Origin of the sequence: Rapidithrix thailandica (assembly GCF_039710355.1) — a bacterium.
GTDB classification, from domain to species: Bacteria; Bacteroidota; Bacteroidia; order Cytophagales; family Flammeovirgaceae; genus Rapidithrix; species Rapidithrix thailandica.
In genome coordinates, this window is record NZ_JBDKWZ010000001.1 from 889703 (window position 1) to 902337 (window position 12635).

Genomic DNA, 12635 nt, shown 5'->3' on the forward strand with positions numbered 1-12635 from the left:
GAAATTCCGTTAATTTCACATAGATTATGGAAAAACAAAACAAAAAGGTTTACTGGAAGGGGGTTGAGCAGCTGACTAATGATCCGCATTTTGTTAAAAACGAAGAGAACGAATTTCCACAACATTTACCTATACAAGACGCTTACGGAGATAATTCTGGTGAAGGAACGAACCGTAGAGATTTCTTAAAATTAATGGGCTTTAGTGTAGCTGCCGTATCCATGGCCGCTTGTGAAGCTCCCGTAAAAAAAGCAATCCCTTACTTAAATAAACCTGAAGAAGTAGATCCGGGGGTGCCGAACTACTACGCTTCTACTTATATGGAAGGTGGTGACTACTGTGCCGTATTGGTGAAAACCCGGGAAGGAAGGCCTATTAAAGTAGAAGGAAATAACTTCAGCTCCGTATCCTACGGAGGTACCAATGCCCGTGTGCAGGCTTCGGTGTTAGGTCTTTATGATATTGAAAAGACGAAAAACCCAAGCAAGCAAGGACAAAAAACGGATTGGGCTACTGCTGATAAAGAAATTAAAAGTGCTTTGGAAAAAGCTGCCGGAGCCGGTAGCGCTATCTATATAGTAAGTAATACCCTCTTGAGTCCGTCTACGAAAAAAGTAATTCGCGACTTTCAAGAGAAGTATCCCAGCGCCAAGTTGGTGATGTACGATCAGGAGTCACAATATGCCATTGCCAAGTCGCATAGCTTGCAATATGGTAAAGCGGTGGTTCCGTCTTATGATTTTGCAAAAGCAGATGTAGTGGTAAGTTTTGATGCGGACTTCCTGGGTAACTGGGTTTCTGATATCGAGTTTTCGAAACAATATGCTGACAACCGCAAAGTCAATAAGAATAAACGAGATATGAACAAGCATTTCCAGTTTGAGACAAGAATGTCATTAACTGGAGCAAATGCGGATTATAGAACTGCTTTGAAACCTTCTCAGTTAGGTTTGGCAGTGGCGAAGTTGCACAATATCATCGCTAAGAAAACCGGTGGTGTAACTGTCAATGTCCCTAATGTAGAAGCGGCTAATATTGATATCGCAGCCAATGAATTGCTCAAAGCACAAGGAAAATCCTTAGTGGTTTCGGGCATCAACGATGTATCGGTTCAAGCTTTGGTGAACAATATCAATGAAATGCTGGGCAACTACAATGCTACCGTTGATGTGAACGCTCCTTCTTACCAAAAGCAAGGAGATGATCTGGCGATGAAGCAGTTTGTAAATGACTTGGGTAAAGGCAGAGTAGGGGCAGTAATCTTTTACAATACCAACCCTGTCTATGACCATCCTTTAGGAAGTTCCATTAAAGAAAATATTAGCAAAGCGAAGATTTCCATAGCGACTAACGATCGCCTTAACGAAACCGCTTCTCTTTGTACTTATAACTGTCCTGACTCTCACTTCTTAGAGTCATGGAACGATGCCGAGCCTAAGCATGGTAAATTTAGCTTGGGACAACCTACCATCTCTACTATTTTTGACACTCGTCAAGTACAGGATTCTCTAATCACCTGGATGGGTGGAGAGAGCTCATTCCACGATTATCTGAAAAACTTCTGGAAAGAATCCATTTTTACCTTACAAAGCGAAGAAGCTGAGTTCGAGAAATTCTGGATCAAAGCATTGCACGATGGTATCTTTGAGCCAACCTTACCTGAAGGTTATCAAAGTGTTCATCAAAGTGCTGTTGTACAAATAGAAGGAGAAGTGGAGAGCACTGGTTTTGCATATGACATTGCCTCGGTAGCCGGAGATATCAAAAAGAATTACAGTGCAGAAGGAAAGGGCACGGAATTAGTCTTGTATGCCAGCCCGGTTATGGGGGTGGGTACTCAAGCTAACAATCCGATTTTGCAAGAAACCCCTGAGCCTATTTCAAAAGTATGTTGGGGTAATTTTGTTTCTGTACCTCAGAAAATGGCTACGGAATTAGGCTTTACCAAATTCGAAACCAAGACCAGTGTTGCGAAGTTGACTGTAAATGGCAATGAAATTACCCTGCCGGTAATTGTACAGCCAGGGCAAGCCAACGGTACGGTTTCTATCAACTTCGGATACGGAAAAAATGAAAAACATGCGGGAAAAGTAGCAGCCCAAGCGGCTGGGGTGAATGCCTTCCAATTCGCATCATTGAGCGGAGATGTAGTGAGTTACAGTGTAGCGGATGTGAAAATTGAAGCTACCGGTGATATGGAGGAAATCGCTCAAACCCAAACGCACAATACTTTCATGGGCAGGGAAACAATCATCCAAGAAACCACTTTGGCTGAGTACAAGAAAAACCCTGCTGCCGGAAGCTACAAACCGAAAATTTCCACTTATCAAGAGAAAGAAGATCCTAGTGATATTTCACTTTGGGATATTGATAACCAAGGATACAAACGTGGAGAAGCGCCTGAGCGCGCGGAAGGTATCTGGATGGATCGTTTAGGTCTGAAAGCCGATACTCACCACTACAACAATCACCACTGGGGTATGATGATCGACCTGAATGCCTGTAATGGTTGTTCGGCTTGTATCGTTGCGTGTAACGTTGAAAATAACGTGCCTGTAGTCGGTAAGGAAGAAGTTGTGAAGCGCAGAGAGATGCACTGGTTGCGTATCGACCGTTACTACAGCTCACCTAAAGGGGCTTCTTCTTACGAAGAGTTAGAGCAAGTGGCTGAAAATCCTGAGGTGGTATTCCAGCCGATGATGTGCCAGCATTGTAATAATGCTCCTTGTGAAACCGTATGTCCGGTAGCGGCTACGACTCACAGTAGCGAAGGCTTGAACCAAATGACTTACAACCGTTGTGTGGGTACGAAATATTGTGCAAACAACTGCCCGTACAAAGTAAGACGTTTCAACTGGTTTAAGTACCACACCAATGACGAATTCGATTACTACATGAACAATGACCTGGGTAAAATGGTCTTGAACCCGGATGTGACGGTGAGATCCAGAGGGGTTATGGAAAAATGTTCTATGTGTGTACAACGAATCCAGACCGGTAAATTAAAAGCCAAACGCGAAGGAAGATTGGTAAACGATGGCGATGTGAGTACGGCCTGTGCCAGTGCTTGTCCATCAAATGCAATTACTTTTGGGGATTTGAACGACCAAAAGAGTGGAATCCGTACGGCTATGGAGTCTGAATTAGAAGAACGGGCTTACAATGTGTTGCAAGAGCTTGCAGTAAACCCGAACATCTGGTACTTGACCAAAGTCAGAAACAACGAAGAGTCAGTATCTTAATTCAGACGTTAAAATACGCTATCAAAATAATCATCTATTAAACAGATATACCGAAATAGATTATGCAAATAGTTTCAGAAGTGCGAGAGCCTTTGGTAACGGGAGGCAAGACGATCAAAGATGTTACCGAAGATATCAGTAGGCACGTGGAGAACGCTCCCACTAAGTCGTGGTTTGTGGCCTTCTTCATCTCCCTGGTGGTGCTATTTACCGGAGGGTATTTCTTAGGCGATATGCTGTGGAATGGGATTGGTAGATGGGGTTTGAACCGAACGGTACAATGGGCTTGGGATATTACCAACTTCGTATGGTGGGTAGGTATTGGTCACGCAGGTACCCTGATTTCCGCCATTTTGTTATTGTTCCGTCAAAAGTGGAGAACTTCCATTAACCGGGCTGCAGAGGCAATGACCATCTTTGCCGTAATTTGTGCCGCCATCTGGCCGGTCGTTCACATGGGACGCCCTTGGGTAGGAGCTTACTGGGCACTGCCTTTACCAAACACCTTCGGCTCCTTGTGGGTAAACTTCAACTCCCCGCTCCTTTGGGACGTATTTGCAATCAGTACTTATTTCTCGGTCTCTTTGTTGTTCTGGTTCATTGGCCTGGTACCTGATTTTGCCACTATCCGTGACCGTGCCACTACTAAAGGATCTCGTTTGGTTTACGGTATGTTAAGCCTTGGGTTCAACGGATCGGCCAAAACCTGGATGCACTACGAATCGGTTTCTTTGATTCTGGCGGGACTTTCAACGCCTCTGGTACTTTCTGTTCACACCATCGTATCTTTTGACTTTGCAACGTCAGTAATTCCCGGGTGGCACACCACCATTTTCCCTCCTTACTTCGTTGCCGGTGCGATTTTCTCAGGATTTGCCATGGTATTGACCTTGATGTTGATCACCCGCCACGTGTATAAATTAAAAGATTATATCACAATGGAACACATCGAAATGATGAACGTCATCATTTTGGTTACAGGCTCCATTGTGGGTATTGCTTATATTACTGAGTTTGTGATTGCTTGGTACTCGCAAGTCCCTTACGAGCAATATGCTTTCGTCAACCGTATGACCGGACCTTACTGGTGGGCATACTGGTCAATGATGACGTGTAATGTGATTTCACCTCAGTTATTCTACTTTAAGAAAATCAGAACCAGTATCACCATGACTTTCTTCCTTTCGGTAGTGGTGAATATCGGAATGTGGTTTGAGCGATTTGTAATTATCGTTACTTCCCTGCACAGAGATTTCTTACCTTCCAGCTGGGCATATTTCACTCCTTCTGTATACGATATCATGTGTTATGTGTTCACTTTCGGCTTATTCTTTACTTTATTCTTCTTGTTTGCCAAGTTCTTCCCTGTGATTAACATGGCGGAGGTGAAGGCCATTCTGAAAGAATCCAGCTCTAAAGTATACCGGGGACGGGATACCATTAGCAACGATTTAGTACCTGAGGAAGACAGAGTACGTGAACACGAAATAGCTTAAACGACAAAACGGAGAACTTAAATTCTTATGGAAAAGAATAAACACTTTACAGTAGGTATTTTTGACGACCAGGATGTCTTATTAAAGGCGGTAAGGGAAGTGCGTAATCGAGGAGTGAAAATTGACGAAGTTTATTCTCCTTTTCCGGTGCACGGACTGGAACATGCCTTGGGGTATGCCCGTTCAAAAATGCCCATAGCCGCTTTCTTTTTCGGCCTTACCGGCACCATCCTGGCCATTTTGATGCAATCCTTGATGATGGGAGTGGATTGGCCGATGATTATTGGAGGTAAACCTTTTATCGCAATTCCGGATTTTGTGCCTATTACTTTTGAGTTGACCGTATTGTTGTCAGCTTTCGGAATGTCTTTTACCTTCTTTTTTATCAGTGATTTGAAGCCGCATAAAGTGCCGAAAATCTTTGACCGCAGAAGTACGGACGATAAACACGTGATGACCATTGACTTGGCGGCTAACCGGATGGGAGAAGAGCAAATCAATGCTGTGTTGAAAGAGGTAGAGGCAGAAGAAGTTTACAGAAAAGACTTTACCGATGAAGAAAACGAAGGCTCTTTCATCAAATACGTGGTAGATCTGTTTACGAATGGTGTCACTAGTTCAAGTAGAAAACTCAGCTAATAAAAAATTAAATATACGATGTTAAGAGCGCTCTATATTTTTACGATTGGATTTATAGGATTGGCATTATGGGGCTGTAAGGCGGATAAAAATTATCCCGGTGTGGAATATGCCCCGAATATGTACCATTCGGTTCCTTACGAGCCTTTGAGCCAGATTACCCACGAGGAATTTCCGGAGGGGGTCATAGGAAGCCGCTTCTATATTGCAAATTCTACCCCTTATAACGACTACAATGGCAAAAAGCCGATGAACGTCTTAAAACCGGTAGAAGGGACCGTTCCCCGGCAAAACTTTTCCTCTGTCACGAAAAATAATGTCAATACATTGGATCAACCGATCTTGTATTATGACTTACACAAAGACAGCGTGGATTTGGCCGGCCGTATCTTGAAAAACCCCGTACCGAAAACAGACGAGATGGTAGCGGAAGGGAAAGACCTTTACCTTTCGTACTGCTCTCACTGCCACGGTGAAAGCGGAGACGGTAAAGGAAAAGTAGGAGATGTTTACAAAGGGGTGCCTAACTATGCTACAGGCCGATACAAAACCCTGACGGAAGGATATGTCTTTCACGTGATTACCCATGGTAAAGGGCGTATGTGGCCTCACAAGTCCCAGTTGAACCCTGAGGAGCGTTGGAAGGTCGTACATTATGTACAGAAGTTACAAAAAGGGGAAAATTAATCTTTAGGATCAGTCAAGCAGTCATTGCAGATATAAAATAGCTTTACAATGAGTCACGAGATCAAAAACGTTGAGGAGTATTTTCAAATCTCTCCCAAGTTGAAGAAAAACCTGGCGATCATTTTGGGAATCGGATTGGTGTTATTTGTGATCGGTTTGTTCCAGGTGTCCAGTTCAGGAGGCGAACACCATGGCGATCATCACGGTGAATTGATAAATGCGGCTTCCACCGCTTCTGTTCAAGGGGCCGCAGCCGTAGAGGCTGAAGGACACGGCTTCCACTGGATACAACGCTTGTATGCCAACTTATGGATTAACAATATCTACTTTATCGGAATTGCCATCATTGGCGTATTCTTCTTCGCGATCCAGTATATTGCCAATGCAGGTTGGTCAGTCGTTTTATTACGTATTATGTCTGCATTGAGTACTTTTTTGCCCATTGCGGCTGTCTTGATGATTGTGACTTTCTTTTTTGCAAATCACGATTTGTTCCACTGGACTCACGAGGGGATTGCTGACCCGGCTTCTGATAACTACGATGCCATCATTGCCGGGAAAGTAGGCTTTTTGAACTTACCGTTCTATTGGTCTCGTTTAATCATTTTCTTAGGCGTATGGATCTTGTTTGCTTGGATGTTAAGAAAGCAATCCGGAAAAGAAGAATCCATTGGCGGAGTGAAATTGTACAAAAACACGACAAAGCTTTCGGGGGCCTTCCTGATTTTCTTTGGAATTTCTTCTTCCGTAGCTGCTTGGGATTGGATCATGTCTATTGATACACACTGGTACAGTACCATGTTCGGTTGGTATGTGTTTGCCAGTTGGTTCGTTTCCGGCTTAGCCGCGATTACTTTGATCGCTGTATTGTTGAAGGATGCAGGGTTTATGAAAGTCTTGAACGAAAATCACTTACACGATATGGGTAAGTTTGTATTCGGATTTAGCATTTTCTGGACATACATCTGGTTCTCTCAGTTCTTGTTGATTTACTATGCCAACATTCCTGAAGAGACCGTCTATTTCTGGGAAAGGTTGAACAGTGACTACTACTCCAAATTTATCTTTATCAACTTGTTCCTGAATTTCTTCTTCCCATTCCTGGGCTTAATGACCAGAGATGCCAAGAGAAAAATTATATTATTGAAAATTGTCTGTGTAATCGTACTGATCGGGCACTGGCTGGATTTCTACCTGATGGTAACGCCGGGTACCTTAAAAGGCCACGGAAACTTTGGCTTCCTGGAAATTGGGTTAACCATGATTTACTTGGCCGTATTTGCCTTTGTAGTGGCTAATGCACTGACCAAGTTGCCTTTGATACCTAAAAAACACCCAATGTTGGAGGAAAGTCTGCATCATCACACCTGATCCTGCAGATTTATAAACTCCAAACAGTATCTTTACACAAATAGATATATCAAAAAACGGATAATGTACAGATCGGAGGAAACCGCATCTGTACATCGTCCCTCCGGATGGGATTTTTGAGACAACTGTTGTACTACCGGAATGAATTAATCTAAATCTGAATATGACTACCGCTCTATTTTTATTAGGAGGATTTTTACTTTTAGCCGTTTTTGTCCTGGTCTACAGGATAATTGTACTGGTGAGTATTGCGAAAGGAGATTCTGAAAAGAAGGCCTCTACCAGTAATAAAATTAACGCCTTGCTGTTCCCTGTATCGTTTGTAGGGATGTTCGGCTTGATTTTCTGGTATTCGGGAATTGCCAAAGAAGATTTGCTTCCGGAAGCTTCTTCCCTACATGGTGTGAAAACAGACGAACTGTTTTGGATCACCATAGCTGTAATTATGGTTGCCTTTTTTGCGACCCACTTATTATTATTCTTTTTTCCGTATAAGTATCAATACAAAGAAGGAAGAAAGGCTTTGTTTTTTCCTGAAAATGATAAACTTGAGCTGGTCTGGACAGTTATTCCTGCCCTTGTAATGACCGTCTTGGTGTTTTCGGGATGGAGAGTGTGGTCAGATATTACGTCTCCGGCTCCTGATGAAGCCGTGGAAATTGAGGTAATGGGAAAACAATTTAACTGGCAATTACGCTATGGAGGAAAAGACGGAAAAGTAGGCCGTCACGATTTCTTGAAAATCGATGCGACCAACTCCATGGGAGTCGACTTTACCGATCCGAAATCCTTAGATGATTTTATCCCCGGTAAATTAATCTTGCCTAAAGGACGCCCTGTTAACTTGAAAATCCGCTCCAGAGATGTGATTCATAGTGTGTTCTTACCTCATTTTCGTGTGAAAATGGATGCGGTACCAGGAATGCAAACCAACTTCTGCTTTACGCCAACCAAAACCACCGAAGAAATGCGGGTAGAAACCAACAACCCGAATTTCAACTATGAGATGGCTTGTACGGAAATTTGTGGAAGTAGCCACTTTGCAATGAAACTGGCTGTGGAAGTACTCGAACCGGAAGAGTTTGACAAATGGTACAGCGAGCAAGAGCCTTGGGCTTCTAAAAACCCTGATGTACTTGCCAAAGCCTTGGGGCAACCTGAAGAACTTGCACAAGTTGAAGAGAAGAAATAAAGTAATAGTATAAATATTTTAAATATAGGCATATGTCAACCGTAGACATTGATATAAAAGAAATGGTGCATGGTGGAGATGATCATCACGGAGATCATGAACACCATCATGAAAACTTTTTTTCCAAATATGTTTTCTCCCTGGATCACAAAATGATCGCCAAGCAATTCCTGATCACAGGGATGTTCTGGGCATTGATCGGAGGGGCCTTGTCTTTGATCTTCCGTTTGCAGTTAGGGTTTCCTGAAGCCAGTCTGGAATTCTTAAGACCGATTCTGGGCAAATGGATTACAGAAGCAGGAAAGTTAGATCAGGAATTTTACCTGGCCGCTGTGACCATGCACGGTACCATCATGGTATTCTTTGTGCTTACGGCCGGCTTGAGTGGTACTTTCAGTAACTTCTTGATCCCTTTACAAATCGGAGCCCGTGATATGGCTTCCGGTTTCATGAACATGTTGTCGTACTGGTTCTTTTTCCTTTCCAGTGTGGTCATGTTGGTGTCTTTATTTATCGAAACAGGTCCTGCCTCCGGAGGTTGGGTAGCTTATCCGCCTTTGAGTGCCTTGGAGCAAGCAATGTCCGGTTCCGGCTTGGGGATGACTCTCTGGCTGGCGAGTATGGCTTTGTTCATCGTATCTCAACTGTTAGGAGGTGTAAACTATATTAGTACGGTTATTAACATGCGGACCAATGGCTTGTCTTTCGCCAAGTTGCCGTTGACGGTATGGGCGTTTTTCATCACTGCGGCAATTGGTCTTTTGGCCTTCCCGGTGTTATTCGCTGCCGCTTTGTTGTTGATCTTCGACCGTAGCTTCGGAACAAGTTTCTACTTAAACGAAATCTATATTGCCGGCGAGGCCTTAGCGAACGTAGGAGGAAGTCCTGTTTTATATCAGCACTTGTTCTGGTTCTTAGGTCACCCTGAAGTATATATTGTATTGTTACCTGCATTGGGTATCACCTCAGAAGTCATTTCTACCAGCGCTCGCAAGCCGATCTTTGGTTACAGAGCTATGGTTGGATCTATCTTGGGTATTGCCGTCCTGTCATTTATCGTATGGGCACACCATATGTTCGTGTCAGGGATGAACCCCTTCCTCGGAACCGTCTTTATGTTATTGACGCTGATCATTGCGGTACCTTCTGCGGTGAAGTCCTTTAATTATCTGACCACTCTTTGGAAAGGGAATATCGTGTTTACTCCGGCTATGTTATTCTCAATCGGTTTGGTGTCTTTGTTCATCTCAGGTGGTCTTACGGGGATTATCTTAGGGAACTCAGCATTGGATATCCAATTGCACGATACCTATTTCGTAGTTGCTCACTTCCACTTGGTAATGGGTAGTGCCTCCTTCTTCGGGATGATGGCCGGTATTTATCACTGGTTCCCGAAAATGTACGGACGTATGATGAACGAAAAATTGGGATACGTACATTTCTGGTTGACCTTCGCTGGGGCTTATATGGTGTTCTTCCCTATGCACTATATCGGTATTGCCGGATTCCCTAGAAGATATTACTCTTTCACGAAGTTTGATGCCTTCAGCAGTTTCTCTGACTTGAATATGTTGATCAGTGTAGCCGCAATCATCACCGTGTTCGCTCAGTTTATCTTTGTATTTAACTTCTTCTATAGTATCTACCGGGGTAAGAAAGCTACGAAGAACCCTTGGAAATCCAATACCTTGGAGTGGACAACTCCTGTAGAACCGGGGCATGGCAACTGGCCGGGTGAAGTGCCTACCGTATACCGTTGGCCTTACGATTACAGTAAGCCCGGAGCATCAGAGGATTTCATCCCTCAAAACGTTCCTTTCTCTGACACACCTGAATCTAACTTTGCACAAGAAAAAGAATTGGCAAAATTAGAACAAGAAGAAAAACAGAAAGGCGCTAGAGTCTTAAAAGAAGACAATGGAGAAGCTTAATAAGCAGCGTTAAGCAATCTCTTTAAATCATAAAAGCTCAAAGCCACCTGGAATCAATCCGGGTGGCTTTGAGCTTTTATATAATATAATAAGAGAAGCGAAAGCAACCGATGTTGTTTCCTCGGATGGACAGAAGACTGCTTTATCATCAAGCCATAGAAACAAATTGCTTTGGTAAGAAGGAGGTGGTAACTAAGGGACAGAAATTAAAAAAAGAAAGTAGCGGAGAAGAAGAGAGGGAATAGCAAAAAAACGAAAGGCTTAAAAATACACAAGGGTAGATGTACATCTACCCATTGTGATTCTTTCAACCAGCTATGAAAAAGAAATATTTAATGTAAAACATTAATATTTACTAATAGTAAAACAAAAATACGAAAATATTCTAAACGAAAAACCTTCTATTAAAAAAATCTTAGATAAACAAATCTTCTATTTTTTATTTTTTTGTTGAGAGGCTTAAAGGAAGTAAACGCACTTGTAGACAAAATGAATAGTTCAGTAAATCAGACCGGTAGCATTTTGCAAAAAACAATTGCGAACAGCAATCTTGCTGAGGCGGCTGTTTACCCTCTTTAAATAGCTGCAATGCCCACTATTTAAAACACCTCATCGCTTTTAAGAACAGGTTTAAAATCCAAAGGATGAAATTTACACATGCTTTAAATCAAACCCCTGGCTTTGAGTTCCAGGTATTTATTGAGCGTATTAACGGTAAGCTCTTCCGGAGCCGTGAGAATACTTTGAATCCCATGCCGCTGAAGTTCTTTTACGATTTGCCGTTTTTCAAAGGCCAGTTTTTCAGCAATGGTTTTCAAATACAACTCTTCGGTAGTTTTAGGGTAGGAATGAATGACTTCGTGCAGTTCCGTATTTTTAAAAAAGATCACGACCAGTAAATGACTTTTCGACAGGCTTTTCAAATACTTGAGTTGCCTTTCCATACCCGACAGCGTTTCAAAGTTGCTAAAAAGTAGTAAGAGGCTTCGTTGACTGATCTGTCTTTTTACCTGTACATACAGGTGTTCAAAGTTTGATTCTTTAAAAGCTGTTTTCTCTTTGTACAAAGTCTGAAGAATTTGTTTCATCTGGCTGTTTCGGTTCGATGCCGGCAGTACCGTTTTTACCTTTTTGTTAAAAGTAATCAGGCCGGCCTTGTCCTGCTTTCGTATTGCCACATTGCTGATTACCAAACTGGCATTGATGGCATAGTCCAGCAAGGTCATCCCTTCAAAAGGCATCTTCATAACCCGCCCTTTGTCAATCAGAGCATATACCTGTTGAGAGCGTTCGTCCTGAAATTGATTGACCATAAAGGCATGTTTGCGGGCCGTAGCCGGCCAATTGATCGAGCGGTAATCATCGCCCTCCACATATTCTTTAATTTGCTCAAACTCCATGTTATGACCAATCCTGCGAATCTTTTTGATGCCTAGCTCACTGAGCCGGTTAGAGATGGCCAGAAGTTCATATTGCCGCATTTGTAAAAATGAAGGGTATACGGGAAGGGTGGTTTCTTGTTTAAGCTGATACCTTCTGACAGCCAAACGCAAGGGAGAACTCACAAACGTATTGATGGAGCCAAACAAATATTCGCCTCTCTTGACAGGGCGTAGAGAATATTGGTAAGTTTGGGAGGTGCCAGACGCCAGACGCCCGTTGATTTCCATATCCCGGATTTGAAACTGATAAGGCAGTTCATCTATGATTTGTACTTGTACGGGAAATTTATAAGCGTTGAAAACTTCTATATATATCGGGTTTTCATCACCATTGGAAAGCTTTTGAGGGCTGATCCGTTGGGCTTCTACCCCATTAGGCAAACGATATAAAAGTAAAATATCCGTAAGAAACAGAGCGGCCAAACTGATGAAGTATACTTTGGCTACCGTAAACCATAGCGAGAAGCTAAAGCCCAAAATAAAGAGAAATATATTGATACCCAATGCGATGAATAAACGCTTATGGAGGTAAAAGGATTTGATAAACTTCACAAGAGATACTTTTTAGTCAAGCAATAAGTCATAAAGTTAAGCGGAGGAAGGCTTATTAAAAAAGTTTGAATAGAATTTTTAAG

At 42.7% G+C, this 12635-nt stretch carries 8 protein-coding genes; 7 read left to right on the forward strand and 1 reads right to left on the reverse strand.

What is annotated here, in order from left to right; all coding sequences use genetic code 11:
* Positions 1–26 precede the first annotated feature (26 nt).
* The 7 genes from AAG747_RS03340 (at position 27) to AAG747_RS03370 (ending at position 10558) form a co-directional block, all read left to right on the forward strand.
* Positions 27–3242, forward strand: coding sequence for a TAT-variant-translocated molybdopterin oxidoreductase (locus AAG747_RS03340; protein WP_346819700.1), 3216 nt, complete (start codon positions 27–29; stop codon positions 3240–3242).
* Positions 3243–3304: 62 nt separating this feature from the next.
* A complete protein-coding gene (gene nrfD / locus AAG747_RS03345; protein ID WP_346819701.1) occupies positions 3305–4738 on the forward strand; it encodes an NrfD/PsrC family molybdoenzyme membrane anchor subunit in 1434 nt (477 codons plus the stop codon).
* A gap of 27 nt (positions 4739–4765) precedes the next feature.
* A complete protein-coding gene (locus tag AAG747_RS03350; RefSeq protein ID WP_346819702.1) occupies positions 4766–5377 on the forward strand; it encodes a DUF3341 domain-containing protein in 612 nt (203 codons plus the stop codon).
* A gap of 18 nt (positions 5378–5395) precedes the next feature.
* The gene (locus AAG747_RS03355; RefSeq protein ID WP_346819703.1) at positions 5396–6064 is read left to right on the forward strand and encodes a c-type cytochrome; all 669 of its coding nucleotides are present in this window, start codon (positions 5396–5398) and stop codon (positions 6062–6064) included.
* Between the two features lie 48 nt (positions 6065–6112).
* On the forward strand, positions 6113–7435 hold the full coding sequence (locus AAG747_RS03360) for a quinol:cytochrome C oxidoreductase (protein ID WP_346819704.1): 1323 nt from the start codon (positions 6113–6115) through the stop codon (positions 7433–7435).
* A gap of 163 nt (positions 7436–7598) precedes the next feature.
* Positions 7599–8627 (forward strand): cytochrome c oxidase subunit II, encoded by a 1029-nt coding sequence (locus AAG747_RS03365; protein ID WP_346819705.1) that lies wholly within the window; start codon positions 7599–7601, stop codon positions 8625–8627.
* Positions 8628–8659: 32 nt separating this feature from the next.
* A complete protein-coding gene (locus tag AAG747_RS03370; RefSeq protein WP_346819706.1) occupies positions 8660–10558 on the forward strand; it encodes a cytochrome c oxidase subunit I in 1899 nt (632 codons plus the stop codon).
* Between the two features lie 662 nt (positions 10559–11220).
* Here AAG747_RS03370 and AAG747_RS03375 read toward each other — a convergent pair.
* Complete coding sequence (locus AAG747_RS03375; protein WP_346819707.1) at positions 11221–12552, reverse strand: DUF58 domain-containing protein; 1332 nt, start codon at positions 12550–12552, stop codon at positions 11221–11223.
* Positions 12553–12635: the final 83 nt, after the last annotated feature.

Excerpts from the sequence above, each read along its gene's own strand:
- AAG747_RS03340 (WP_346819700.1), top strand. The coding sequence starts at position 27 with ATGGAAAAACAAAACAAAAAGGTTTACTGGAAGGGGGTTGAGCAGCTG.
- nrfD (WP_346819701.1), top strand. The coding sequence starts at position 3,305 with ATGCAAATAGTTTCAGAAGTGCGAGAGCCTTTGGTAACGGGAGGCAAG.
- AAG747_RS03350 (WP_346819702.1), top strand. The coding sequence starts at position 4,766 with ATGGAAAAGAATAAACACTTTACAGTAGGTATTTTTGACGACCAGGAT.
- AAG747_RS03355 (WP_346819703.1), top strand. The coding sequence starts at position 5,396 with ATGTTAAGAGCGCTCTATATTTTTACGATTGGATTTATAGGATTGGCA.
- AAG747_RS03360 (WP_346819704.1), top strand. The coding sequence starts at position 6,113 with ATGAGTCACGAGATCAAAAACGTTGAGGAGTATTTTCAAATCTCTCCC.
- AAG747_RS03365 (WP_346819705.1), top strand. The coding sequence starts at position 7,599 with ATGACTACCGCTCTATTTTTATTAGGAGGATTTTTACTTTTAGCCGTT.
- AAG747_RS03370 (WP_346819706.1), top strand. The coding sequence starts at position 8,660 with ATGTCAACCGTAGACATTGATATAAAAGAAATGGTGCATGGTGGAGAT.